The organism is Streptomyces sp. NPDC048514 (assembly GCF_043199955.1).
Classification (GTDB): domain Bacteria; phylum Actinomycetota; class Actinomycetes; order Streptomycetales; family Streptomycetaceae; genus Streptomyces.
Genome location: NZ_JBICWT010000003.1, coordinates 267,702 through 292,555, shown reverse-complemented (window position 1 = coordinate 292,555; position 24,854 = coordinate 267,702). Strand labels below are relative to the sequence as shown.

At 74.3% G+C, this 24,854-nt stretch carries 17 protein-coding genes and 2 pseudogenes; 6 read left to right on the top strand and 13 right to left on the bottom strand.

Going from position 1 to position 24,854, the window contains the following annotated elements; all coding sequences use genetic code 11:
* Positions 1–93: 93 nt before the first annotated feature.
* Both ACGFT2_RS07285 and ACGFT2_RS07280 read right to left on the bottom strand, forming a co-directional pair.
* Positions 94–534, bottom strand: a complete 441-nt coding sequence (locus tag ACGFT2_RS07285; RefSeq protein WP_393274412.1) for a hypothetical protein — start codon at positions 532–534, stop codon at positions 94–96.
* Between the two features lie 184 nt (positions 535–718).
* On the bottom strand, positions 719–2,059 hold the full coding sequence (locus ACGFT2_RS07280) for an amidohydrolase (protein WP_393274411.1): 1,341 nt from the start codon (positions 2,057–2,059) through the stop codon (positions 719–721).
* A 205-nt stretch (positions 2,060–2,264) separates the two neighbouring features.
* Between ACGFT2_RS07280 and ACGFT2_RS07275 the strand changes: the two genes are divergently transcribed.
* Complete coding sequence (locus ACGFT2_RS07275) at positions 2,265–2,438, top strand: thiazolylpeptide-type bacteriocin (protein ID WP_393274410.1); 174 nt, start codon at positions 2,265–2,267, stop codon at positions 2,436–2,438.
* An 85-nt stretch (positions 2,439–2,523) separates the two neighbouring features.
* Here the strand turns inward: ACGFT2_RS07275 and ACGFT2_RS07270 are convergent, their stop codons facing one another.
* From ACGFT2_RS07270 to ACGFT2_RS07230, 9 genes and pseudogenes are all read right to left on the bottom strand, one after another.
* The gene (locus tag ACGFT2_RS07270) at positions 2,524–4,479 is read right to left on the bottom strand and encodes a TOMM precursor leader peptide-binding protein (RefSeq protein ID WP_393274408.1); all 1,956 of its coding nucleotides are present in this window, start codon (positions 4,477–4,479) and stop codon (positions 2,524–2,526) included.
* Positions 4,476–5,228 carry an ABC transporter permease gene (locus ACGFT2_RS07265; protein WP_393274406.1) on the bottom strand — a complete coding sequence of 251 codons (753 nt, stop codon included), beginning with the start codon at positions 5,226–5,228 and terminating at the stop codon, positions 4,476–4,478. Before ACGFT2_RS07265 ends, ACGFT2_RS07270 begins: the two co-directional genes overlap by 4 nt.
* Positions 5,225–7,549: an ATP-binding cassette domain-containing protein gene (locus tag ACGFT2_RS07260; RefSeq protein WP_393274405.1), complete on the bottom strand. Its 2,325-nt coding sequence runs from the start codon at positions 7,547–7,549 to the stop codon at positions 5,225–5,227. Before ACGFT2_RS07260 ends, ACGFT2_RS07265 begins: the two co-directional genes overlap by 4 nt.
* 191 nt (positions 7,550–7,740) lie before the next feature.
* Positions 7,741–8,739, bottom strand: a pseudogene (locus ACGFT2_RS07255) (lantibiotic dehydratase C-terminal domain-containing protein); the annotation flags it as partial.
* Between the two features lie 143 nt (positions 8,740–8,882).
* A complete protein-coding gene (locus ACGFT2_RS07250) occupies positions 8,883–11,828 on the bottom strand; it encodes a lantibiotic dehydratase (RefSeq protein WP_393274404.1) in 2,946 nt (981 codons plus the stop codon).
* Positions 11,829–12,003: 175 nt separating this feature from the next.
* Positions 12,004–13,608, bottom strand: coding sequence for a nitroreductase family protein (locus ACGFT2_RS07245; RefSeq protein WP_393274403.1), 1,605 nt, complete (start codon positions 13,606–13,608; stop codon positions 12,004–12,006).
* A gap of 112 nt (positions 13,609–13,720) precedes the next feature.
* Complete coding sequence (locus ACGFT2_RS07240; RefSeq protein ID WP_393274401.1) at positions 13,721–15,667, bottom strand: TOMM precursor leader peptide-binding protein; 1,947 nt, start codon at positions 15,665–15,667, stop codon at positions 13,721–13,723.
* Entirely contained in the window at positions 15,657–18,047 is a 2,391-nt protein-coding gene (locus ACGFT2_RS07235) for a TOMM precursor leader peptide-binding protein (protein ID WP_393274399.1), read from the bottom strand. Before ACGFT2_RS07235 ends, ACGFT2_RS07240 begins: the two co-directional genes overlap by 11 nt.
* Positions 18,048–18,079: 32 nt before the next feature.
* Complete coding sequence (locus ACGFT2_RS07230; protein WP_393274397.1) at positions 18,080–19,237, bottom strand: BTAD domain-containing putative transcriptional regulator; 1,158 nt, start codon at positions 19,235–19,237, stop codon at positions 18,080–18,082.
* A gap of 280 nt (positions 19,238–19,517) precedes the next feature.
* On the opposite strand from ACGFT2_RS07230, the gene ACGFT2_RS07225 reads away from it, so the two are divergent.
* Entirely contained in the window at positions 19,518–19,643 is a 126-nt protein-coding gene (locus ACGFT2_RS07225; protein ID WP_393274395.1) for a hypothetical protein, read from the top strand.
* 82 nt (positions 19,644–19,725) lie between these two features.
* Here the strand turns inward: ACGFT2_RS07225 and ACGFT2_RS07220 are convergent.
* Positions 19,726–19,893 (bottom strand): annotated as a pseudogene (locus ACGFT2_RS07220) (SDR family NAD(P)-dependent oxidoreductase); the annotation flags it as partial.
* Positions 19,894–19,910: 17 nt separating this feature from the next.
* On the opposite strand from ACGFT2_RS07220, the gene ACGFT2_RS07215 reads away from it, so the two are divergent.
* The 3 genes from ACGFT2_RS07215 to ACGFT2_RS07205 all read left to right on the top strand — a co-directional run bounded on the left by ACGFT2_RS07215 (position 19,911) and on the right by ACGFT2_RS07205 (position 22,203).
* The gene (locus ACGFT2_RS07215; RefSeq protein WP_393274393.1) at positions 19,911–20,141 is read left to right on the top strand and encodes a hypothetical protein; all 231 of its coding nucleotides are present in this window, start codon (positions 19,911–19,913) and stop codon (positions 20,139–20,141) included.
* Between the two features lie 192 nt (positions 20,142–20,333).
* Positions 20,334–21,134, top strand: coding sequence for a thioesterase family protein (locus tag ACGFT2_RS07210; protein WP_393274392.1), 801 nt, complete (start codon positions 20,334–20,336; stop codon positions 21,132–21,134).
* Between the two features lie 544 nt (positions 21,135–21,678).
* Positions 21,679–22,203, top strand: coding sequence for a transglycosylase SLT domain-containing protein (locus ACGFT2_RS07205; protein WP_393274390.1), 525 nt, complete (start codon positions 21,679–21,681; stop codon positions 22,201–22,203).
* Positions 22,204–22,259: 56 nt separating this feature from the next.
* Here the strand turns inward: ACGFT2_RS07205 and ACGFT2_RS07200 are convergent, their stop codons facing one another.
* A complete protein-coding gene (locus tag ACGFT2_RS07200) occupies positions 22,260–22,799 on the bottom strand; it encodes a histidine phosphatase family protein (RefSeq protein WP_393274931.1) in 540 nt (179 codons plus the stop codon).
* 681 nt (positions 22,800–23,480) lie between these two features.
* Here ACGFT2_RS07200 and lexA point away from each other — a divergent pair.
* A complete protein-coding gene (gene lexA / locus ACGFT2_RS07195) occupies positions 23,481–24,152 on the top strand; it encodes a transcriptional repressor LexA (RefSeq protein ID WP_393274388.1) in 672 nt (223 codons plus the stop codon).
* Positions 24,153–24,854: the final 702 nt, after the last annotated feature.

The window sequence follows — 24,854 nt, the reverse complement described above, 5'->3', positions numbered from 1 at the left end:
GCGCGCCCGGACGCCCGGTGCAGCCGGGACTCGTGGCCCACCCCTGTCGCTCCGCGCGTACGCGCGCCCGTGCACGGCCCAGGGTGGCGGGGGTCAGGCCGCGACGGCGATGCGGGAGGCGAGATCCCTGCCCGCGGCCTTGCAGGCGGGCGGGAACGTGAGCTTCAGGTCCTGGGCCTGTCCCTGGACGGTGAGCACGGTCTGCAGGCCCAGACCGAGCAGCGCCTTCCTCAGCGGCGCGGCGGCCAGCAGTTCGCGCGGCAGGATCATCAGCAGCTCGCCGGGCCGGCCCGTCGTGGTCCCGGCGTCGAAGAACATCATCCGCCGGCCGGTGAGGGCCCAGTACATCGGGCGCGGCTGGACGGTGGCGATGACCGTGCCGGCGGTGAGGGCGCCGACCAGCGCGGTGGTCAGCACCCGGCGCTTGACGGAGACGGAGCCGACCCTGGCGAGGGAGGCGGCCTCGACCTGCTCGCCCTCGGCGAGCAGCGGGGTGACGGACTGGAGCAGTTGCTGTCTGCGCCGGCTGTTCATGATGGTCCTCGTGGTGTTTCGAAGGCACGTACGTGCGCCGTGCCGGTGCGCGTGGGGGGCAGCGCGGGCGAGCCTATGGCCAATGGGCCGCCGCTCCCACAAAGTACTGGCCATGACTCTGCAAATCCGCAGGTGACAGGGTAGGCACCGGGGGACCCCGCACACCGTCGCCCGGGCACCCGCGTCACTCGTCCGCGGGCCCCAGCCGGGTCAGTGCCGCCGTCACCAGAGCGGCCGTTCCCGTCTCCAGGGTCAGGCGGACGCTGGGCAGATAGCGGGACGAGTGGTTGCCGGGCAGGTTGCGGAACTTCTCACCGGCGCCGGCTCCGGTGGCGGCCGCCCACTGCGCGGGGCCGACGCTGCCGAGCATCCAGTAGGCGGCGCGGATACCGGGCCGGCCGTGCAGATGGGCGCCCGCGCCGGTGAGGAGGGGGAAGTCCTCGGTGGCCGTACCGGCGGGCCAGCCGGTGACGCGGGCGGCGCCGAAGGCCGCCCGGTGAGCGGCGCGGACGGCGGTGGTGACGTCCGGGTCCGACACGGTGACACCGGAGCGGGAGACCTCGGTGACGGTGACACGCGGCGGCAGGGCGGCGGCAGCGGCCTCGGCGCGGGCCACCCGGGCCACGGCAGCGGCCGCGCGGTCGAGGCCGGCGGTGGAGAAGGCCCTTACGCAGACACGCAGTCGGGCTCCGGTGGCGATCACGTTGGCGGTGTGTTCCGTGTCCCCGGTCGTGAGCGAGGAGGCGGTGACGACCAGTCGTTCGCCGGGATCGGTCTCGCGGGCCGCCACGGCGGACAGCCGTACGACGGTACCGGCGGCGGCGAGCAGGGGATCGGCGGTGAGGTGTGGGGTGGCGGCGTGCCCACCCTCGCCCTCGAAGAGGACCTCCAGGGCGCGGCTGCCGGCCAGCACCGGGCCGTCGGCATGCGCCACCATCCCCGCCGGGAAGGCCGCCGTGTGCTGCGCCAGCACCACGTCCGGCGGGGCGATCCGGTCGTACAGGCCGTCCGCCAGCATCGCCTCGGCACCGCCGAGGGTCTCCTCGGCGGGCTGGCCCACCACCACGAGGGTGCCGCGCCAGCCGTCCCGGCGGGAAGCGAACCAGCGGGCGGCGGCCGCCGCGCAGGCCAGGTGGGCGTCGTGGCCGCAGGCGTGCATCACGGGGACGGGCCGTCCGCCGGGGCCGGGCGCGGTGGCCGTGCTCGCATAGGGGGCACCGGTCTCCTCAGCCACCGGCAGGGCGTCGAGTTCGGCGCGCAGCAGCACGGTCGGACCCTCGCCGTTGCGGAGCTCCGCCGCGACCCCGTGCCCGCCGACACCACGCAGGACGCGGAAGCCGTCCGCCTCCAGCCAGTCGGCGAACCGGCCGGCCGTACGGCGTTCGGCGCCGGAGAGTTCGGGATGCCGGTGCAGGTCGAGGTACAGCTCGGCGGCGGGCGCCAGCAGACCGCTCAGGCCCGGCGGCAAGCCCCGGCGCGGGTCGTGCTCCACCCTTGCGTCCGGTCTGTCGTGGTGGCTGCTCATGAGGCGGAACTCCTGGCGGTCGGCGGGACTCCGGATCGGGGTGAGGGGCGGATGACAGCGGAGTGACAGCGGACGGCAAGGGGGCCGGCGCCGCGGCCGCGTAGAAAGGGTGGGCCAACAGGCGTACGCCCACGGCAGGTTCGGCGCACCACCTACCGGGACCGTTCCGTCCGGCAGCAGGTCCCCTGACCCACAAGGAGCCACCATGGCTGACGACACCCTCGCCTCCCTCGCCCAGGAGATCCTGGACCTCGAGTCGGAGACCTTCGAGATCACCGACTACTCGGACGCCAGCGAGGTCATGCTCGGTTCGTCCACGAGCTGCTCCTCCACCAGCACCTGCTCCAGCACCACCAGCACCACCTCCTGCACCGCCTGACGCCGGTCGCGGGTCCGGCGGTCCCCGGCGCGCCTCGGCGCGCCGGGGACCGCGCCCCGTTCCGGTGACCGGCGTGGGCCCGCGCTCACGGGAACGGATGCGGAACGCGCCGCAGCTCCTCCTCCCTTAGCGGCGCCGGCACCAGCCCCGCCCGGTGCGGAGCCGTCCGCAACCGCGGCATGTGCAAAGCCCGTTGCCGCAGCCAGCCGAAGTCGATCGGCAGCAGCCCGGGAGCGATCGTGGCCACCGTCCGCAGCCCCATCCGGCGCTGCTCGGGTGTGGTCTGGTCGACGGCGACGACGTCGCATCCCGCGCCGGCGATCAGGTCGCGCAGCAGCAGCAGGTCGTCACGGAGGTCGCCGGTGCGCGGCCGGCGGTCCTCCCACCCGGCGAACAGCTCGTCCAGGGAGGCGGTCCGGGCCGGCGCGAGATAGCCCCGGGCGTGCCGGCGCATGGCCGGCAGGCCGAACAGCGCGGCGTGGTCCGGCAGCCGGGTGACGAGGTCGAAGTCCTCGGCCATCGCCGCGAGTTCGTCCGGCCGCTCGGCGACCTGGCGGGGCAGGTGGGGGATGTAGGTGAGGATCTCGGAGACCGCGGACTCCACCGCCGTCTCCGGGACGAAGGACGCGCCGGCCGCGAAGGCCAGGGTGCCGGGCCCGTCGTCGCGCCGGACCGCGAGACCGGTGACGACGGGCACCGGCAGGTCCACCCGGTTGTCGAAGACGTGGACGTCGTAGCCCTGCAGCGCGGCCCGCGCCACCATGGCCCGTACCCCGGGCCCGCCCACCGAGTCCAGGTCGATCTCCGGCAGCGGCAGATCGCCGTACCAGCCGAGCAGGAAGGCGTCCCGTTCGACCAGTTCGAGCAGCCCGAAGAACACCGCCTCCTCCCAGGTCCCGCCGGTTGCACAGCCGTTGGAGCATTCGAAGACGAAATTGTCCGAGCGGGTGCCCGCGCTGTAGTACACGAGCCGGGCCGGGACCAGGACCGGACGGTCGTCCCGCAGGGACCAGCCGGTGACCCAGGGCAGCGGGCGGGCCGGGTCGAAGGGCTCGACCATCGGGTCCTCCGCGTACGTACGGGGCCCGTAGAGCCCGCAGGTGCGCGGATCCAGGGCACGATCGCCCAGTTCGTCGAGGGACGCGGTGACGACCGGGGCGCGGTGCCTGCGGTGGGTGCCCGCGTAGCGCTCCAGGCCCTCCAGGAACGCCAGGTCGCGGCTGCGGGCGAAGGAGCCGGCCTGCCCGCTCCAGGTCACGTCGGTGAGACCGGCGTAGCCCCGCACGAAGACGCTGCCGGCGACCGGCGCGGTCGTGGGCGAGGTCACGTCGATCCAGGTGCCGCCGCCGAGCACCCCGCACACCGGATTGGCCAGGCCCTTGACCGGCAGCGGGTGGTCGCCGGGGGAGCGCAGCCGGTAGGCGTCGGGATGCGGTTTGGGCCGTGAGGCGGCGGGCCCCCCGGCGGCCTGCCCAGCGCTCTCCCCGGTGAACGGGCGGCAGTGCGGGCACATCGGCTCCGGCATCAGCGGGAAGGTGCGCACCCGCAGCGTCTCCAGGTCGAGTTCGGTGACCTGGGGCAGCGCCGCATCCGCCCCCCGCGCGGAGTGCCGGGCGGCACCGGAGACGATCAGGCGGTGCAGGAACCACACGGCGTCCACCGCGTGGTCGGGCAGCGCGGGCCAGCGGCCGGCCGCGACCGTTTCGGTGCCGGTCTCCAGCGCGTCGCGCTCGGTACGGGTACGCAGGCGCTGGCGGCGCATGGCGAGACAGACACCGCACGCCGGACCGGCCCCCGGGGTGCCGCCCCACGGCCCGAGCAGCACGGCCTGGGCGGTCAGATGGACGGCCGCCGGATTCGGGGGCACCGACTGCCGTCCGGTGTCGCCGAGAACATTGGCGTCGCCGATGCGGGAGACGGCCGGTGCCGGAAGGTCGGCGCGTGCGGCGCGAGTGGCCAGGCGGGCCTGGAGATCCGCGCGAGCGGGCTCCAGCGGCCGCGCCGGCGGGGCGGGGGAGGTCACCGAGGTCAGTTCGCTCACGCCCGGTTGCTCCAGCGGAAGACCCGGACGGCGATCAGCCCGAAGACCAGGGCGAAGACGATCAGTCCCGCGCAGTCCAGCGCGATGTCACCCAGGTCCCCGCGGCCGCCCATGGCGTCGGTGAGTCCGTCGTTGAGGTAGTGCAGCGGCAGCACCTTGGCCGCCGTGCGCAGCCAGCCCGGCATCAGGTCGTCGGGGAAGAACGAACCGGACAGGAACGCCATCGGCACCATGACGAGGTTGGCGATGGCCGCCACCGCCTCCGGGGTGTCGGCGACGCTGCCGACGACCAGCCCCATGGCCAGGAACGCGGTGACGCCGAGGACCAGCAGCGCGGACGCCGCCCACCAGGGGCCGTCCAGCCGGAGCCCGAAGAACGGCAGCAGGGCGACGGCCGTGAACAGCAGCGTCTGCGCCCCGGCCACGGCCAGTGCGATCGTCCAGCGGGAGGCCAGCAGGGTGCGCAGCGGGGTCGGTGTGCGCCAGATCAGCCGGAGCAGGTCGTCGCGTCGCCACTGCATCAGCGCGAAGCCGACCGAGAACACGGCCGCGTTGCCCACCCCCCACGACAGCACGCCCGGGGCGATGTAGTTGATGGACGCCAGGCCGCCCTCTACGTGCTGGCCGTGGAAGATGAGCCCGAAGAGGACGAGGAAGGCGAGCGGGAAGGCGAAGGTGAAGAAGAGGGTCGTCTTGTCGCGCACGCTCGCGACGTACGTGGCCCTGGTCAGTGCGGCGTAGGCGCTCAACGGTGGTGCTCCGATCCGCTGCCGGTCAGCGTCAGATAGGCGTCTTCGAGAGTGGGGGTGCGGACCGTCACCGAGTCGATGTCCACCAGGTCGCCGAGCGGGGTGAGGACCCGGTTCGGGACGGTCGTCTCCAGGACGAGTTCGCCGCCCACGACGGTGGCCCGGTCCACACCGTCCAGCGCGAGCGCGGCCTCCTCGGAGAGCAGGCCGGCCGGGACGAGCAACCGGGCCGGGGCGGCGAGGGCGCGGATCAGGTTGCGGGGCGTGTCCAGGGCGGCGACCCGGCCGCCGGCCATGATCGCCACCCGGTCGCACAGCGCCTCCGCCTCGTCCAGATAGTGGGTGGTGCACACGATGGTGCGGCCCTCCGAACGCAACGAGCGCAGCAGGGCCCACAGTTCGCGCCGGGCCTCCGGGTCGAGCGCGGCGGTCGGCTCGTCCAGGAAGATCAGCTCGGGCTCGTGCAACAGCGCGGTGGCGACGGCGAGCCGCTGGCGCTGACCTCCCGAGAGGTGATCGACGCGGGCGCCCTCCTTCGCGGTCAGGCCGACCCGCTCCAGCGCGGTCCGCGCGGCGGCCGGGTCCATCCCGTAGAGCGAGGCGACCGTCCGCAGGTGCTCCCCGGCGGTCAGTCGCGCGAAGAACGCCGACGCCTGGGTCTGTACGCCGATCCGGGCCAGCAGGGCCGTGTCGCGCGGCCGGGGACTCTGCCCGAACACGCTGACGGAGCCGGAGTCCGCCTCCCGCATGCCCTCGACGATCTCCACCAGCGTGGTCTTCCCGGCGCCGTTGGGGCCGAGGATCCCGAAGAACTCGCCGTGCCGCACGTCGAGGGAGACGCCGTCCAGGGCGATCACCTCCCCGTACCGTTTGGTGACGCCGTCCAGGACGACGACCGGCGCCGACGCGGTGCGGCCGGCGTCGGTCTCGGTCGTGATGTCGGGTGCGCTCATGACGCCTTTCCTCGGGTGGTGCGGAACGGCCGGGGCGGCCGTCGAAGCGACGTGTGCGGGCGGGCGGACGCCGCCCGCGGCGGACGGTGCCGGCTGCGCCGATCCGGGCTCGGGCCCGTCACCGGCTCCCGCCGGTCCGGAGGGCGGGCGGCGGCGGTCCCGCAGACCGCGGCCGAGCCCGCCCAGGGCCCACAGCAGTACGGCGGCGGCGAGCAGGGCGGGCGGCGACGACCAGGCGAGGACCGCCAGGCCGTCCGGCAGGATCGCCCGCAGCGCCGCCCCGCACAGTACGAGGAGCACGGCGCTCTGCACCGCCATGAGGAGGGCGAAGCCGCCGTAGAGAACCCGCAGCCGCCCGGAGTAGGCGGCGATGCCCGGGCCACGGCGGAACAGGGCGCGTACGGTCAGTGCGGTGAAGGTCCGGCTGCCGTCGGCGAGCCGGGCGACGCCGAGGGCGTGGCCGAGTGCCTTGTATCCGTCGAGCGGAGGCAGCGGCAGCAGGTTGGCGAGCGCGCACACGGTGCCGAGGAGCAGCAGCGCGCCGAGCGCGGGCCGGGCCTGCGCCCCGGACGGGAGCAGCGCCCACATCGGGTAGAACGGCACCAGGAAGAGGAGATTGGCGAAGGCCCCGGCACAGGCGGTCGCGACCTTGCGGCCACGGCCGCCCAGGAACTGGACGTCCTCCACCTCGCAGTACAGGTAGGTCGCACCGAGGAACCAGCGCAGCCCGATCTCCTTGACCCGGCCGCCCCACGCGCGCACGAACATCCCGTGCGCCAGCTCGTGCAGGGCGAGACTGCACCACAGGACACAGCCGATGGCGAACAGCAGCACAGGTTGCCCGGCCGCCTCCACCGTCTGCCGCCACAGGATGCCCGCCTGCACGGCGACGGCGACGAGCACCGACGTGGCCAGGGCGACGAGGACGGTCAGACCGGCGGGCCGCCGCACCGGGGCGGCCGCCCGGTGCAGCCGGTCCATCAGGGCGGGCGCGTCGGCGACCATCCGGGTGCGGCCGGAGAGGATGCCGCTGGGCGGCCGCTCGGCCGCGTCGACGGGCCCTCCGGCCGGTGCGGGGGCGCCGTCGAGGAGGCCCCGGGCGCCCAGCAGCCGCAGCAGCTGCCCCCACTGCGCCTCGCCGAGCCGGGCCCCGAACTCGCCCGCGTAGTCCCGGCCGATCTCGGCCAGACTGCGGGTGCCGTCGAGGCGCGTCACCAGGAAGTGTTCCCTGGCCCCCAGCTCCAGCCGCCGCCCGGAGCGCGGGTCCTTCAGCAGATGGATGCGGGCCGTACCCCGCACCAGGCTGGGCCCGGCGACGAGGTCGGCGCGGACCCGGGGCCGGGCGTCGAGGAAGGTGCCGGCGCTCACTCCTCACCCTCCGGACGGCCGGGGTCTCGCGGGCCACTGCCGTTCTCGGGACGGCCGGGGTCTCGCCGGTCCCGGCTGTTCCGGGGACGGCCGGGGTCTCGCGGGTCCCAGCCGTGCTGGGGACGGCCACGGCTCCGCCGGCCCCCGCTGTACTCGGCCCGGGTCGCGTCGTCCGCCGGGGCCGCGTCTTCCGCGGCTCCGTCGCGCAGCGCCCGCGCGAGGACGTACGACAGGAACGCCTCGTCGCGGACGGTCATGCTCAGCCGGTTGTTCGTCATGTGCATGTACGGCGAGAGCAGCATGGGGAGGGCCTGCGCGGGGTCGGTCGGACGGATGTCGCGGGTGCCGTCCCAGGAACGGAAGACCAGTCCACCCTCGCGTGCCAAAGCCGCAGCCCGGTCGCGGAGTTCGGCGCAGTGGCCGGCCCAGCCGCGCAGGAACGCCGGGAGCGTTCCGGTCTCACCCCGGGCCACCGCCGTGCGGACGTGCCGGAACCGTTCCGGGAGGCTCGCGCCCATGCTGGTGTAGGCGCGGTCGTATCCGTCGTCGGCCGTGTAGTTCGTGGCGCTGAACGCCCTGTTCCAGAAGGTGTGGTAGCGGTCGAGGAAGGTCAGCAGTTGCTCGTCGCCGGTCAGGAAGGTGCCGGACATGACCATCATCAGCTGGGCCGACAGCCCGAGGAGCACCGTGCGCAGATGCAGGTTCATGCTGCGCGCCGCCTCGATGACCAGGTCGCTGGAGTGCTGGAAGTGCCACTCCGCGAGCGAGATCCCGGCGGGGCCGCCGTACTTGCCGTACTCCGGTTCGTAAGGGCGGTCCTCGAAGGTGTTGTTGGGCCGCAGCAGCATCCGCCCGTCGGGGCCGAGGTACGCGGAGCGCTCCTCGTCGCCGAACTCCAGGGTGAAGAGGGTCTCGTAGAGGTCGGCGAAGAAGCCGTCCTTGACCTCGTACAGCGCGGGACGCTCGCGCAGGAACGCGGTGAGCGCGTCGTGTACCCGCTCGCGAACGACGGGGGCGTCGGCGGCCCGGGCGGGCTTGAGGCGCAGCCGCAGGTGGGGGCCCTCCAGCCAGTAGTTGATGAAGAAGTACCCGGCCAGCAGACCCTCCCTGGTCAGCGCGTGGACGAGTGGCTCGACGCACCGCAGCAGCAGCGGGCGGGTGCTCGCCGCGTAGAAGACGTGCACCGCCAGCCACTCGCCGGGTGCGTCGCCCTCGGACGCGCCACCCGCCTGGGCGGAGACGGAGGTGGAGGAGGCGGTGGAGGCGGCGGAGACCGGGGAGGCGGGGGCGGTGGGGGAGGAGGGGGAGGGTGTCGGGGGTGCGGAGGGTGCGGTCATCGGGTTCCGTCCTCTTCGGGCCGGCCGGCCGGGCCGGGCAGCAGTTCGACGGCGAGTTCGGCGACATGCCGGCCGCGCGGTGACGTGACGTGCAGCTCGTTCTCGTCGGGGAGCATCTCCTCGAAGACGGTGCGGGCGCGCCTGCCGGCGAGGAGCCCTTCGAGGGCGGTCAGCGACAGCGGGCTGTCGAAGTCGACGTACTGGGGCTTGGCGGCGCCGAACCAGCCGCCCGGTGCGCCGTCCGCGGCCTCCTCCCGCACGGTGGCGAACACCCGGGCGGGCAGCCCGTGCCGGACGCGCCAGCGGTGCCAGGCGAGATACCAGTCGGCGTCACCGAGCCCGGGCGCGCGCCGGGGGAGGCTGCCGGCCGCGGCCGTCCAGGAGCGCCGCTGCACCACGAGCGAATGACGACGCACCCGGGGCCGACGGGTGACGCCCTCCTCGGCGGGCCCGTCGGGCACTCCGCGCCACACGTCCGGGACCGCCCGGGCGGTCGGGGAGAAAAGCAGCAGGGTGCGCGGAATCTCGGGCAGCACCATGGGGACGAGGTAGCCCAGGTACAGCGGAACGACCTCGCGGTCCAGCCGCCGGGAGCGCAGCAGCAGCCGGTCGGAGTCCGCGTCGTGCACGGCGTGGAGGTCGTCCAGGTGTATGCGGGCCGCCCCGGGGGCGGTGCTGCTCTCGCCGGGGCAGACGATCTCGTAGTCGGTCAGCCGGCCGTGGAGGTTCAGATTGGTCGTGGCGGCACCGGCGGTGACCTCGGCGAAGACCGCGCCGGGCGGCGACAGCCGGCGCAGCTCCACGCGCAGCGCGTCCGTCAGGCCCGGTCCGGTCTGCACGCCCCCGCTCACCGTGTCGAAGCAGTGGGTGAAGCGCGTGAAGGGGAAACAGAGCCCGCCGTAGGAGTTGTTGAGGACCGCGAGTGGGGCGTCGGCGCTGCGGGCCAGCTGCAGGAAGTGGCTCTGCGGCCGGAAGGCCGGTGCGGCGGGGGCGAGTTCGGCGGCCACCGCGTCCAGCGTGGCGTCGTCCAACTCGAACTCCTGGGCGTCTTCGGGCAGTCGGGCCCATGCCTCGCGCATCCGCGCGGTGAGCGTCGCGCGGGCCCGGTCGACGGCCGCGATCTCCGCCCGGCCGAGCCAGTTCTCCTCCGGGGCGTGGCTGCCATCGGGCCGGAAACGGTCGCGCGCGCCGGTGAACTGGAGGTACTGGCGGAAGATGTCCTCGTGGAAGTCGTGGACCAGGCGCAGCAGATCCTCGCAACGCCCACCGCGCCCGAAGCGGGCGAGGAAGAAGCCCTTGAGGGTGAGCCGCTGGGGCAGCGCCACGTCGAAGGCCGGCAGCACGCGGTCGAGCGAGCGCAGCGGTTCGGTGACCAGGGCGGTCCACTCGCCCCGGTCGGCGGTGGTGGTGCCGGCGGAGACGTCCTCGTAGAGCAACGTCCGGGGCAGTGACGGCCGTTCGGCGCCGAGGTCGGTCTGCAGGGCGAGCAGGTCGGCGCGGAGCGAGCCCAGCAGGGCACGCCGGGTGGGCACGTCCGCATCCGGGTAGCGGGCGAGGGCGTCGGCAGGGCCGTCCAGGCGTACGGCGAGTTCGTCCGCCCAGGGGCGGTGCAGCGCGCGCAGCGACCGCTGGAAGGCGGAGAGCGGGTCGCTGCCGTGCACGCTCGTGGCGAGGCTCGGCAGTTGCAGCATCCCGAGGTCGCGCAGGGCGGCGAGGTAGTGCCCGGCCTCCTCGTCCCCGGCGCCGGTCGTGGCGGCCAGCCAGCGGGCCAGCTCACCGTGGCGCAGCGGGCCGTCGTGGTCCCGCAGCAGCGTGAGCATTCCGTCCAGTGCTCCCTGGCGACGCAGGAAGAACAGGCGGTCCTGGGCGGCGTCGAAGCTGACCGGCGCGCTGTCGTCGCCGGCGGTGACGGCCCGCTGGACGTAGCGGACCCGGCCCTCGTCGAGCTTCCAGCCGGAGGCGAGCGTGACCGGGAGGTCGGCGCGGCGCACCGGGTCGGCGGCGACGAGCTCGGCGAGCCGGGTGAGGACGACGACGTTGAGGCGGGGGTGGCCGATCCAGTCGTCACCCACGAAGGTCGGCACCGGCCCACGGTCTGCCCCGCCGGTGCCGCCCGCCCCGGCGGCCCTGCCGGCACTGTCCGGCCCGTCCGCCCGGTCGGCTTCGTCCGCCCGGTCCACCGCCCTGTCGGTCTCGCCCGGCCCGTCCGCCGTGGCCGGCCTGGCCACCGCGCCGCCGGTGCCGTCCGCCCCGGCCGCCGCCCCGCCCCCCTCGAAGCCGCCGAGGGCCACGCCGGTGAGTGTGCTGAACGGGCTGGTCTTGCAGGCCGTGCGGTACACGTAGGACAGCAGCGAGCGTTCCATCTTGCGAGCCCGCTTGCCCGGTACCGCGGCCGGGTCGGCGGCGAACGCGTCGAGCCGCTCCTCCAGGGTCGGTGAGGCGAGCAGCAGGCCCCTGCGCAGCCGGTCGTCGCGTGCGAGGTCGCGCAGGGCCGCCCGGGTGCGGGCGAGCGAGTCCCGCAGCACGGCCTCGCCCTCTGCACGCAGTTCCGCCCACCGGACGCGCGCGTCGAGCCACGCGGCCAGGTCGGCTCCGCCGCCTCCGCCGAGTCCGGCGGCCAGCGCACGGGCCGCGTCGAGGTCGTCGGGCAGCCGGTTGTTGAACACCTGGCGGCGCAGGGCGAGCAGGCGCCGACGCAGAGCCGCGTCATCGGTGCCTCCCACCGCGGCGGCGAGCGGACCGCTCAACCGCGCGCCCAGATCCTGGAGTCGGTGCTCCTCGGCGGCCGTGCGAGCGGCCCAGCCGGCGGCCTCGGGTGCCCGCAGCGCCGCGACGCTGTCGATCGGGAGCCCGGCGACGCGCAGCATGAAGCGGTGGTGCAGGACCAGGGGTGCGTCGGCCGTGCCGGGGTTGTCCTGTGCGGTGCCGGCGGTCGGACTCATGCCGTGCGCCTTTCGTGTGGGGTGTACCGCGGTCCGGGGAGAGGGCGCCCGGCCCGCCGGAACCCTTGGGGTGTGCACGGATTCGGGGTGAAGGCCGGGGGTGTGCGCGGATTCCGGGTGCACGCCGGGGGTGTGCGCGGACTCCGGGTTCGCCGGGGCTGGGCGGGGCCGCGGGTCATGGGGCGACGATGTCGTAGCGGTAGTCGGCCGGACGGGGCCCCTCGTTGCCGATCATCATGATCAGCAGCGGTACCCCGCCCTGCCCGGTGACCCCGAACTCCTCCGCGTAGGCGACGCAGTCGAAGCCCAGGGCGACCCCGCAGGCCGTTCCGGCGGCCGACGCGGCGGTGTACACGGCCTGGGCGGCGGCACCCACGACGGCGTTGACCAGGCGGTAGCCGCGATCGCCGACCGCGTCCAGCACGGCATGCGTGCGGGCCACCGGTACGAGGACGGCGGCCGCCTGCTCCAGGTTGTAGTTGGCGAGGAAGTAGTGCTCCTGGAGGAACAGGGTGAAGTCGGCGGTCTTCACCCGCACCAGGCCGCCATCGTCCCGGTCGTACTCGTAGAGGCCCGCGCGGACTCCGCTCACATGGTTGACGAAGACGAACAGCCGGGTCAGCGGGGCGCTGCCCGGCGTCTCGACGTCGCTGTCCAGCGTGCCCGCGGCGACCGACGCGGCGAGGACGGCGGAGAGCCGGGCGGCGTCGAGCGGGGCGCGGGCGGTGAACCGGCCGAAGCTGCTGCGGCGTTCCCGCAGGGCCCGCCGCACGGGTGTGTCCAGCGCGGCGGGCCCGGGCAGCGGCACCCGGTCGCCGGGGCCAGCGGGCACCGCGAGGGCCGGGTCGAGCGCGCCGGGAGCGGGCCGGTCGGCGGCACCCTCCAGAGTGGCCTCATGGATACGGCGGAGGGTCGGGAAGGTCAGGACCCGCCGGGACCTCTCCTCGGGTGCACGGCGAACCCGCGCACCGCTCGCCACCAGTGCCGGTGCCGGCGGTGGCGGCGCCGTCGTCCCGGCGGTGGCCCAGCGCAGCGGCACGACGGCGAACACCCCGTCCTCCGCGGGGTCGAGGCCGAGCAGCCGGCCGAGCCGGGGCTCGTCGAACCAGAGGGCGCCGCCCAGGTGGACTCCGTGCGCGCGGGCCCAGATCCGCCAGGTCTGCAGCAGTGCGCCGATGTCCATCGTGATGGCGTGATAGCCGAAGCTGTTGTATTTGAAGGCGTTCTGCCAGAACGTCACGCCCAGCACCAGGTACTGATCGGTGTCGGACGCCTCCGCCAGGTCCCCGAGACAGGCGCGGACTTCGCCCGACACGTCTCCCGACAGCAGGCGGGCCAGCCGGTGATGAGGAGTGTCGTAGTAGTAGACGCCGGGCGTGAGGGGGCCCTCCGCGCCGCTGACCCAGTGGATGCCGATCGGATACAGGCCGCCCCCGGAGGCGGTGCCCCGGGACCAGTTGGCCTGGGTGTGGAACGGCAGTGAACCCAGGTCGCTGTTGGCCTGGACGGCGAGCCGGCGGCCGGTGAGGCCGTAGGAGTCGCGCAGCATCGCGCCGAGCAGCGGCAGCGTGAACGCCCCGGTGCCGCGCTCCCCGAACAGGCCCCGGCCGACCGTGGCGTCGTCCGCGCAACCGCCGTCGGGCAGCGGGAAGGAGGGGGCGCCGGGGAAGAACTTGCCCTTGCGCGGGCGGTCGGCCCAGTCGGGGACGAAGTCGGCCGGCTCCATGGGGGTCCTGCCCCGCCACATCACCGCGGTCGCGTACTCATGGGCGTATCCCATGGTCACTCCCTCCTCTGCTCGTCTGTGGTGGGCGCCGGTCCGGGCGGGCCCGGGCACCGGGTGGCTGGTGCGCGTGGTCAAGGGAAAGGGGTCAGTGGTCAAGGGAAAGGGGTCAAGGGAAGGGATGCGGAGCCGGGTTGAGATCCGCCGGGGTCAGGTCGTCCTCGCGAAGTCCCGCCTCGCGCAGCGCGGTGCGCACGCGTGGCAGGAGCGGGCCGCGCTGCCGGCTCCAGCCGAAGTCGATCGGGATCAGGCCCGGCACCAGGACCTTCACCGTGTGGAGCCCGAGGGCGCGCTGCTCGGGCGCGGTCTGGTCGACCACCACCACGTCGAAGCCCCGCTCGGTGACGGCTGCGACGCAGGCCTCGACCGTCTCCCGCAGGTCGCAGCGGCGACCTGCGGACCCGGGAGCCGCGGCCAGCGAGGCGAGCGGCACCCGGTCCGCGTCGTCCCGGCCGCGCAGCAGGAAGTCGGTGTACCGGCGCATCTCGGGCAGCCCGTACAGCAGCGGGTGGTCGTGCAGCACCCGCACCTCGCCGAAGTCGCCCGCCATGCGGCGCAGCCGGCGTTCCTCGCGGGCGGTGCGACGGCGCAGGTTGACGGAGTCGGTGGCGATCTCGCACAGGCCGGCCTCCAGCGCGGCCTCCGGGTCCGGCGAGGCGCCCGCGCCGAAGCAGAGCGACCCCGGCCCGCCGTCGACCCGTTCGGCGACGGCGGTCACCACGGGCACGGGAAAGGTGACGCGGGTGTCGAAGAACCGCGCCCGGTAGCCGTACATCGCCAGCCGGTCGACCATCGCCCGCGTAGCCGGCCGGCGGCTGCTCGCCGGGTCGATCTCGGGCAGCCGGGCACGCCCGAACCAGGCCAGCAGGAACGCGTCGCGCTCGATGGCCTCCATCAGCCCGTGGTGCACGGCCTCGACCGGACTGCCGCCCGAGGCACAGCCGTTGGAGCTCTCCTGCACGAAGCGCCGCCGGATGCCGCCCGGGGCGTGGTAGTAGGCCACGATCTCCGGCACGAGGACCGGCCGGGAGTCGCGCAGCGACCAGCCCCACACCCAGTCCACCGGCCGGTCCGCCGAGAACCGCGGGGCATCCGGCTCGTCGGCGTGGAAGGCGTCGGAATACAGGCCCGTGACCCGCGGATCGACCGCCGTGTCACCCAGCTCGTGGAGGGAGGCGGTGACCGCGGTCCGCTTCGCCCTCGCCCGCATCCCGGCATACCGCTCCACCCCCTCCAGCAGCCCGACGTGCACGCTCCTGCCGTAGGCGCCGGTGTGCCCGCCCCAGTAGCACTCCCGCAGATAGGCGCCGGAACGGGTGGTGAAGGCGCCCACCACGGAGGAGGTCGACGCGGACGTGAGGTCCGGGGCGACGGACGGCCCGAGCATGCCGGTGACGGGATTGGCGAGCGCCTTCGCCGACAGGCCGTACGCCTCCGGCGGGCGCAGCCGGAAGCTGCCCGAGGAGTGTTCGTGGGTGGGTCCGAGGACGATGCGTGCGGCGTCCGCGCAGTCGTCGGGCCGCACCGCACAGGACGGGCACTCGCCGTCCGGCACCAGCGGGAACCGGGCGACCCGCAGGGTCTCCAGGTCCAGCAGCCAGACCCATGGGTGGCCGCCCCCGCCGCGTGGCCGCCGGCCCGCCTCGGCGACGAGCGCGGCGAGGGCGTCCACCACGAAGCCGGCCCCCCACGGCGGAGTCCCGGTGGCGCGCGTCTCGCCACCCTGCTCCAGGGCGTCCCGCAGGTACCCGGCGCGCACCGCCTGCCAGCGGCGGGCCAGACACTGCGGGCATCCCGGCGCACCGGCCGCGGTGACCTGGCCGACCACCGCGTGGTGCCCGTACAGGCCGACCGGTACCACGGCCCGAGCGAACTCCCGTGGTCCGGCGGCCAGTTCGTCACGGTCTCCGAACGGGACCACCACGGCGGGCGGCGCAGCCGGAAACCGCTCGGCCATGACCGCGGTCAGGGCGGCGGTGAGGCCGGCGCACACCGCGTCCCACGGGGCCTGGGCGGCGGCGCCGGGCCGCGGCGCCTCGACGGTCTCAGTGGGCACGGCACGTCCTGCCGGTCAGCAGCACCCGCACCACGTGGATCCCGCCTGCGGCGAGGTCGGGCGCGGCCACCGGCACCGCGAACGCGTCCCGGCCCGCCGCGGCGAGAGCGTCCAGTACGGCCGCCCACCCGGTCGCGGCTTCCGGCGACGGCACGACCGTCAGGGGTGCGGTGTCGGAGGCGGGCCGGGTCGCGGCCTCGGGCAGGGGTACGGCACCGGAGGCGGCGTGGGTCGGGGCCTCCGGCAGGGGTACGGTCCCGGAGGCGACCAGGGTCGCGGCCTCCAGGTCGGCCCACATCGGGTCGCCGGTGTCCGGCGTCGCACCCGCCCGGCGCAGTTGCTCGGCGCCCAGAAGGTCGCGCAGCGCCTCCCGCACGGCCTCGCGCGGATGCAGTCCGCTGCCGGTGGCCCAGCGCACGGCGCCCGTCCCGGCGTCGGTGAGCCGGGCCACGGCGACCGGCAGGACGTCGCCGCCCGCCGCCGTCAGATCGAGGACCTCCACCGTCGTGGCCAGGTTCTGCGCCGAGCGGAGCAGGAAGAGCAGTTCGGGATCGCCGGTGAGCGAGGCGGGGTCCACGAGGGGCACCGGAGCCCTGCGGCGGACGGCACCGTGCAGCGCGTCGAGCGTGAGGGCGGTGCGCAGGCCGCGGGCGAGCGCGCCGCGCGGGGTGCCGGCGGCGCCGGTACCGGCCGAGGTCCGCTCGAACAGGCCCTGTTCGTTCCAGCCGCCGAGGGTACGGACCGCACCGGCCGGCACCAGCACCGTGCGCCCGTCCAGCAGCGAGGTCGCCTCGCTCCAGTGGGCGATCCGCTCGGCGGCGACGTCCAGACCGCTGGACACGTCGAAGTCGGCCGGAGCGATCCGCCGCCACTTGCCGGCCACCGCCTCCAGCGCGCCGGTGTCCAGCACCGTTGGCGGCACGACGTGCTCGGCGTACACCTCGGCGGCCCGGAAGAGGGCCGCAAGACGGGCACCGGCCACGTGATGCACATCGGCGGCGGACACCCGGCGCACCCGGCCCGGTTCGATGCCCAGGCGGACGGTGCCGACCTTCAGCGGCGTCTGCTCCCAGTCGTCGTCGGCGTACGCCGTGAACACGCCGACCGTCTCGCGCACGAGCACATCGCGCCGCTCCAGCTCGCTCAGAGCGGCCTTGGCGGCGTCCTCGTCCGCCGCGCCGTCGGCGGGCGCAGCGGCGGCCCGGTCGTCGCTGTGGGACGCGCGCAGCAGGTCACCGGCGGGCACGCCGGACTCCGCTGGTCCGCCCATGTCCTCGGTGGCGCAGAACGGACATCGCGGGTGCTGCAGCACAGGCTCGGTCAGCACGTCGAGGGAGTCGAGGTCCTGGACGACGACCTGGTTGCGGGTCTCGGCCGGCAGGGCCCCGGTGGTGAGTCGGAACACCTCGAACGCCAGGAGGTTGCCGAGCATGCCGGCCAGCGGGCCCGCGAGGGCGGGCGCGGTCGTGCCGAGCGGTGCGGCGGGACCCACCGAAGCCCACAGCCGGGCACTGTCCGCGGCGGCGGCCGACGCACCGAGCCGCAGCGCGGCGCAGCACCAGCAGCCGGGGGTGCCCGCGGTCATCACCGGGCCGACCACGGCACGGTCGCCGAACGTCCAGGCGCCGAGCAGCCGCCGCCCGGCGGGCACGCCCTCGGTGAGCAGCCGCAGTATCCGACGCGGCGCGTCCACGCCGGTGACCAGCACGGTGTCCCAGCCGTCGAGGTCCGCCCAGCCGTACGTGCCGTCGGCCGGACGGGGCAGCCGGGCGAGCCGCACCGGGCATCCCCCCTCGGCGAGGCCGGCGGCCTCGGCGTCGAGCTCGCGGGTGTCCTCCACACCGTGCAGTTCACGGCTGAGCACCCCCTGTGCGGGGTCCTGTCCGGTGACGGCCACGGCGGCACAGCCGTTACGGAGCAGTCCGAGCGCCGCCCAGCGGGCCAGGGCGTCGCCGCCGAGAACGGCGACCGGGGTGGAGCGGAAGCGCTGGAACCGTCCCGGCGCGTCGTCCGCGTAGTGGTCGAGGTAGTCGAGCTGATGGGCGAAACGCGCGGCGACCTGCGTGGCGAGCGCGTCCGCCACCGGTCTGGGCCCGGCGTCCCGGGCGAAACCACGCGCGTAGAGTGCGCGTACGAGCCGGACCACCATGTCGCGGTGCAGGTCCCCCATGCCGGCGCACAGCTCCTCGACCCGCCGCTCACCGTCGAGGTGAGGCACGATCAGCGAAGCGAACCGGTACGCGGACTGGGTGACGACGTTGAATCCGCCGTGGGCGTTGTGGAAGAGCACGCCGTTCGGGGTCCGGGTGAAGAGCACGTCCCTGCGTATGCGGGGACGCGACCGCGCGATCTCCTCGTAGGACGCGGGAGCGTTGGCCATGGCGTGTCAAACCTCCGGAGGCAGGGGGACGGTCAGCCGGCGGGCGACGGCGGCTGCTCGGCCGCGTCGTGCGAGGCGGATGCGGAAAGGCTGGTGCCGGCCGCCTGGACGAAGAGCCGTAACAGGTCGTGGACCCGGTAGCTGCCGGGGGATTCCTCCTCGAGCAGCCCGGCCTCGGCCAGGGCGCGCAGGATCAGCCCGCCCGGCGCCGGCGGAGAGGCCCTGCCGAGCCCGGGCGCTGCCTCGGGCGGCACGGCCGGCGGGACGCCCATGAACGTCCGGACGCCCGGGGGCGCCGGGGCGTCCGGCGACGTCGGCGCGCTCGGGATCGCCGGGGTGCCCGGGGACGCCGGGGCGGGCCACTCGCCGAACGCCTCGCCCGGCGGTTCGCCCCGCAGGACGGCCAGTTGCAGACCGCGCAGCACCGGCCCGGGTTCCAGGCCCAGTTCCGCGGTGAGATGACTGTGGATCCGGCGGTACTCGGCGAGGGCCTCGGCGCGCCGCCCGGACCGGTACAGCGCCTCGATCAGCAGGGCGGACAGGCCCTCGTGCCCGGGGTCGGCCCGGACCGCCTCCCGGGCCTCGGCGATCATCTCCCGGTGCCGTCCCAGCCGCAGTTCGCCGTCGAAGACCCGCTCGACGGCGAGGAGCCGCTCCTCCGCCAGACGCGGGACGTGGTCGCGATGCAGTTCGTCGGAGTGGACATTGGCGAGCAACGGCCCCTTCCACAGCCGGAGCGCCTCGCGGGCGAGGTGCAGCGCGGACTCCGGATCGTCGCCGTCGCACGCCTGGTTCAGCAGGTCACGGAACCGGAGCAGGTCGAGGGTGTCCGCATCGGCGTTCAGCCGGTAGCCGCCGGGTACGGCTTCGATGGCGTCGTCGGCGACGCCGTACTTCGTGAAGAGCCGGCGCAGGCGCAGCACACAGGTGTGCAGGGCCGATCTTCCGCCGGCCGGGGGCCGGTCCCCCCAGACCACGCGCTGCAGCAGCCCGGCGGAGACGACCGTTCCGGGGTGCAGCAGCAGGGCGGCGAGCAGCGAAGTGGGCTTGGAGGGCTGGAGCACGACGGTGTCGCGGCCGTCGGTGATGGCTAAGAGACCGAGCACCAGAAAGCGGGGAGGGCCGGGCACCACGGCACCGGACGACGTCTCGCGGAGGGCGCCGTCAGGCGCGGGGATCCCGGTCTTCACCACAGCCTCTCGCATCGCAGGGGTGAGTGATGCACCAACGGCTTGCACGGCCGTACTCGTGCCACGCCCCGGGTAAAGGTCATGAACAAGTCAGCTGCCGAAAGGGGAACTTAGATTCGATCCGGCCGCGTCGTCCAGTGGTCGGCGAGAAACATCGGATTACGGATGAGGTTCAACGCGCCTTCCCTGGCGCGGTGTTGGCGAGTATCACGGTCGGCGCATACGCTCCGCATGGTTGCCGTACGGCGCCGTACGGAACACCGCAATCAGGGGAGACTCCATGGCGTGGTGGGTGCTGGTCCCCGTCGTGTCGATGATCACCGGGCCCGTCGCCCTGTACCTCATCACCCGGCGCAAGCGCCGCATCGACGATGCCGGCGAACGGTACGAGGAGCTTCCGCGCTAGGTTCTGCCCGGCGGCCGGGCCTCGCCGCGCAGGGGCGACGGGCGGTGGCGAGACACCGCGGCGCGCAGGTCCCCGGTCCCTAGAAGCCGTTGCGCAGTGAGGTGAACGGCACGCCGCAGGTGCGCAGCGCCTCTTCCGTCGCGGCGTGGTCGCGGCAGACCTGGAAACGAGATGTGGCGCCGGCCCCCATCTGGCTGGTGTAGAGGATGCGGGGGGCGCCCGCCGCGACGGCCGCGTCGATCGCGGTGCGCGGCGGCGCGCGGCGCGGTGCTCACCTGGCTGTCACTGCCCCAGGAGCGGCGCGAACCGGCCCTGCTGACCTCCCTGCGGGAGGCGATGGTCGCCGCGGTCACCCATCGGCATCCCGTGGTGGAGGACCCGGGTCCGGCCGGTGCCGCCCGCGCCCTGCGCGCCGTGCTGCCGGAGCAGACGATCCTCAGCGACGCCGAGCGGCGCCTGCTGACGGAGTGGCTGAACCGGCTCGCCGCCGACGGCTGACGGCGAGCGCCCCCGGCGCGAGCGCCGTAGGCCCGCTCCACACGGGACTCGCCGCCGCGGCGCGGCGCGGGCCGGAGTCTTCCTGGCCTTCTGTCCGTCCGTGCCCGGGCGGACACCCGCGATCGCTGCGGGATGAGCAAGCGCTTAGTAAGATCCCGGGTGGATCATCCGCGCGACCCGGGAGGGGCAGTCATGGCGACGTCGCAGGCCGAGGCGTTCTACGAGCGGGAGGCCGATGACCGGTTCCTGCCCACCGGCTACACCCGGGGCCCGTGGGACGCCGGCTCCCAGCACGCGGGTCCACCGGCCGCGCTGCTCGCCCTGGCCGCCGAGCGGCGCCCGGGCGGACGGCCCGACATGCGCGTCGCGCGACTCACGTACGAGATCACGCGCCCGGTTCCGATACGGCCGCTGACCGTGATCACGCGCGTGCTGCGCGCCGGGCGCAGCGTCGAACTCGTGGAGGTCGCTCTGACACCCGACGGCGGCAAGGAGGTGATGCGGGCGACGGCGCTGCTCATGAAGACCGTGCCGGACTCGGTGCCGCGGATCTCGCCGGGCCCGCAGGTGCCGGGGCCCGGAGCGCTGCCTCCGAAGCCGTTCTTCCCGGTCCCGTGGGAGCAGGGCTACCACACCGCCATGGACGTACGCTTCGCCGACGGTTCGTTCCTCGCTCCCGGCCCCGCGACGGCGTGGCTGCGCATGCGTGTCCCGCTGGTCGCGGGAGAGGAGATCACACCGCTCAGTCGCGTGCTGACGGCCGCCGACTCGGGCAACGGGATCAGCGCCGAGCTGGACTTCCGCCGCCACGTCTTCGTCAACGCCGACCTCACCGTCAGCCTGCACCGCCACCCCGAGGGCGAGTGGGTCTGCCTGGACGCCCGGACGATGGTGGACGGCGCCGGCATCGGCCTCGCCGAGTCCGCCCTGCACGACGAGAAGGGACCGATCGGCCGCAGCACGCAGAGCCTGTACGTCACCGCCCGCGGCTGAAACGCCACCGCGACCGCCCGCGGGCGAGGCGTCGCCGCGACCCGGCGACGGGGGCGTCCAGCGCGCACGCCGGCCGCTGAGCCGCCTGGTCCGGCGACCTCGGCCGAGGGGCGCGGTCGACCCGATCCGGAGCCGGTCGGGACCGGGGCTGGACGAGATCCGGACGAGGTCTGGACGGAGGCCGGACAACGTCTGGATGCGGTCTCGACCGGGGGTGAAGGGCCCTGCGGGCGTGACGCCACCCATAGGAGCCAGATCACGTCCTATCGGGGATCGTAGTGGCGCCCCGCCGCCAACAGGGCAGAGAGCCCCGGAAATGACCAATCCGGGCATTACTCCGTAGTCGGGTAGTACGTCACATTCTTGCCACCCTCTCCGGCCGCCGCTAACCATGTTTCTCGTTGCCGGGAGGCGCGGACGGATCGGGCGCACATCGCCGGGCCCGATCGCTCTGCCTCGCAGCACGGGGCCTCGCCCCGACGCCCTACAGGCCGTGACCGCTTTCGGCCGGCGCCTCTAAGACGTCCCGACAGGAGAGACCCACATGACCACGAACACCGGTACCCGCCGCATCGCCCGCCTGCGCAACATCGCCCTGACCGGCATCGCCACGACCGGTGCGGCCGCCGCCGCGCTCACCCTGATGCCGGCTGCCGCGCAGGCCGCCGAAGCACCGCAGGCGAGCACCGCACACGTGGCCACCGCTTCCTCTCGCGTCGGCGCCGACTCCAAGGGCATCAGCGGTCACGCGGGGAACCTCGACGGCTGGATCAAGAAGTCGCTGACCATCATGAAGGCCAAGGGCATCCCGGGCTCCTACGAGGGCCTGCACCGCAACATCATGCGTGAGTCCGGCGGTAACCCCAACGCCCAGAACAACTGGGACGTCAACGCGCAGAAGGGCACCCCGTCCAAGGGGCTCCTGCAGGTGATCCAGCCCACCTTCAACGCCTACCACGTCGACGGCACGTCCCACAGCCTCACCGACCCGGTGGCGAACATCACCGCGGCCGCCAACTACGCCGCCGACCGCTACGGTTCGATCGACAACGTCGACTCCGCCTACTGATCCGGCGGCAGCGGGACGCGGGCGAGACACGCGTCCCTCGCGGTGGACCGCGTCGGTCAGGCTGCCTTTTCGCCGCGGCGGTTCGCTCTGCGGTCCGCGGCCAGGCGCCGGGACGCCGCGGGGGCGGGGATGAGTATGGACGAGTGCCCTTCGAAGCCCCTGGCCGAAGACGCGTCGGGTGGCTGCGGCCGCACGCTCCAGGCGCCACCGCTCCACGTGAGGCGGACGGTGCTCAGGGACGGTAGCGGGAGCCTCCAGAAGGCTCGGGCCGGTGCGCACGTGGCGTGGACGACCAGAGCCCGTACGACGGCAGGTTCGACGATGGCCAGGGCGCGGCCCGTGTCCGGGGGCAGGCCGTCCAGCCAGCGCGCGGCACGCCGGCAGAGCCGACGTACGGTTTCGCCGCCGTGGGGGGCGGCGTCCGGGTCCGTGAGCCAGGCGCTGTACCCGAACGGGTCCGTGGCGACGACATCGGCCACTGTGCGGCCCCGCCAGAGGCCGTGGTCGATGTCACGCAGCGCGGGCTCCACCGCAGCCGTCAGTCCAAGAGCCGCCGCGGTCTGCGCGGAGGCACTGGAAGGCGACCTCACGGCCATCGAGGGAGGGGGCAGCACGCTCGGGACGACGCCGGCACCGGGAAGGCCGCGCTCACCCGGCGGAGGGTAACCGAAGACGGTGTCCGCGGAAGTTCCTTCGGGGTACGCGCACAGAAGTGTCAGTCGAATCGTCATGCGGCTGTCCTCCTACTCCGGCCGGAACGCCGCGGTGACGGCCTTCCGGCGGCAACCGGTCACCTGCCATGGTCACCGGCTCCGGTTCGCGAAGCGCGAACGGTCGACGCGTCGCGCATCACACTTCAGGATCTGCGCCCCGGCCCGCCGCGGGAACCCGCCAGTAGACCGGAACCCTCCCGCCACCTGGCCGGTACGACGCCGTCACCCGGAGGGCCTTGGAGGCGACGGGAGCGGGATCACACGTCACACCCGCATGGCCTCCGAGGCGACGGGGGCGGGATCCCATGGCACGCCCTGAGCACCGCCGCCGAGCCGCCCGCGTACCTCCTGAGCTGCACGTTCTTCGGCACTCGCAGCTTTGTTCCCACCCCCTGGGGATACCCGTGCGACTGCCGTCCCGGCGTTCTCTCTCCACGGCACCCGGCGGGCCGCCGGCACACTCTCACGCCTCTCGAACACGTGTATAAGCGAATGCCTGTTCCCTTTGCCGGGGTGCGCCGGATAGGGTCGCGGTCTGAGGGATCTTGCACGGAGGTGTCCCGGATGGAGAACAACGCACCCACTCGCCGGGGCCGGCCGCCGGGAAGCCGGGCCGCCAAGGGCGAACTGACCGTCCGCCAAAGGGCGATCGTGCGGTTCATCACCGAGACCGTCCAAGGCCAGGGATACCCCCCGTCCATGAGGGAGATCGGCAAGGCCGTCCAGCTCGCCAGCACATCCTCGGTCGCCCACCAGCTGCTGGCCCTGGAACGCAAGGGCGTCCTCTACCGCGATCCACACCGCCCCCGCGCCTACCGGGTACGGCCCTCATGGGCGCCCGACCTGGGTGTCAAGAGCCAGGCGCCGGTCGACGTGCCGCTCGTCGGCCGGATCGCCGCCGGCGCACCCCTGCTGGCCGAGGAAATGGTCGAGGACGTCTACAGCATGCCCCGACAAGTGGTCGGTGAAGGGGACCTGTTCGCCCTGACGGTGTCCGGCGACAGCATGATCGGCGCGGCCATCTGCGACGGCGACATCGTCACCGTGCGGCGCCAGGACAGTGCGGACCACGGTGACATCGTCGCCGCGCTCCTCGAGGACGAAGCGACGGTCAAGGTGCTGCGGCGCCAGGAGGGGCGGGTCTGGCTCATGCCCCGCAACCCCGCCTACGCTCCGATCCCCGGCGACCAGGCCCAGATCCTCGGCAAGGTCGTAGGCGTTCTGCGGGTGCTCTGACCGGCCCAGCCGGGGCCGGGACCACTCGGGGTCGGGTTGCCGGTACCGGCTTTCGCGGAGGCGTGGCCGCCGGTCGTCGTGTCATGGGCGGTGCCGTGACCGCCCGGACCGAGTCACGGTACGCCCATTCGGCCGTGGCGCCCCCGGACCGGCCCGGAACCGTCGCGGGGCCGTACTGCCTGGGCGAGGCGGGCGCCACGGCGTCCCTGGACCTGCTTCTCCACACTCCCGGGCGCCGACTCAGGGTGCATGACCGCGCAATGGTCCATACCGTCGGACGCACGGACCAGCAGGCCCCAGAGGCCGCCCGGCGGTCGACGGGCCCGTAGGGCACCGTGAGCTGCAGGGCCAGTCAGGGAGACAGGCATGAGCCGAGCCAAGCGCAGGCCCCGCAGCACCCGCGGACAGGTGACACCGAAGCCGGGCGGCGGCTCCCGCTTCTCTGCAGACCACGGAACCGCCGACCGGGAGGACGGGCCGGCCGAGCGCTCGCACATAGGCCCCGCGGACCAGCCCGCGGCGCGGACGGCACCCGGGGCTCGCCCGGACGAGCGGTCGTCACCGGCGGCGCAACAGACCGCCACCGGTACCGGGTCGGATTCGACACCGGCGGGGGGGGGGGGGGGGGGGCGGGGGGGGGGGCCCGGGCGCGGCGGGGGGGGGGGGGGGGGGGGGCGCGCCCCGCCCCCCCCCCCCCCCCCC

Coding starts and splice junctions, on each gene's coding strand:
- ACGFT2_RS07285 (WP_393274412.1), bottom strand. CDS start 534: ATGAACAGCCGGCGCAGACAGCAACTGCTCCAGTCCGTCACCCCGCTG.
- ACGFT2_RS07280 (WP_393274411.1), bottom strand. CDS start 2,059: ATGAGCAGCCACCACGACAGACCGGACGCAAGGGTGGAGCACGACCCG.
- ACGFT2_RS07275 (WP_393274410.1), top strand. CDS start 2,265: ATGGCTGACGACACCCTCGCCTCCCTCGCCCAGGAGATCCTGGACCTC.
- ACGFT2_RS07250 (WP_393274404.1), bottom strand. CDS start 11,828: ATGAGTCCGACCGCCGGCACCGCACAGGACAACCCCGGCACGGCCGAC.
- ACGFT2_RS07245 (WP_393274403.1), bottom strand. CDS start 13,608: ATGGGATACGCCCATGAGTACGCGACCGCGGTGATGTGGCGGGGCAGG.
- ACGFT2_RS07235 (WP_393274399.1), bottom strand. CDS start 18,047: ATGGCCAACGCTCCCGCGTCCTACGAGGAGATCGCGCGGTCGCGTCCC.
- ACGFT2_RS07225 (WP_393274395.1), top strand. CDS start 19,518: ATGGCGTGGTGGGTGCTGGTCCCCGTCGTGTCGATGATCACCGGGCCC.
- ACGFT2_RS07210 (WP_393274392.1), top strand. CDS start 20,334: ATGGCGACGTCGCAGGCCGAGGCGTTCTACGAGCGGGAGGCCGATGAC.
- ACGFT2_RS07205 (WP_393274390.1), top strand. CDS start 21,679: ATGACCACGAACACCGGTACCCGCCGCATCGCCCGCCTGCGCAACATC.
- ACGFT2_RS07200 (WP_393274931.1), bottom strand. CDS start 22,799: ATGGCCGTGAGGTCGCCTTCCAGTGCCTCCGCGCAGACCGCGGCGGCT.
- lexA (WP_393274388.1), top strand. CDS start 23,481: ATGGAGAACAACGCACCCACTCGCCGGGGCCGGCCGCCGGGAAGCCGG.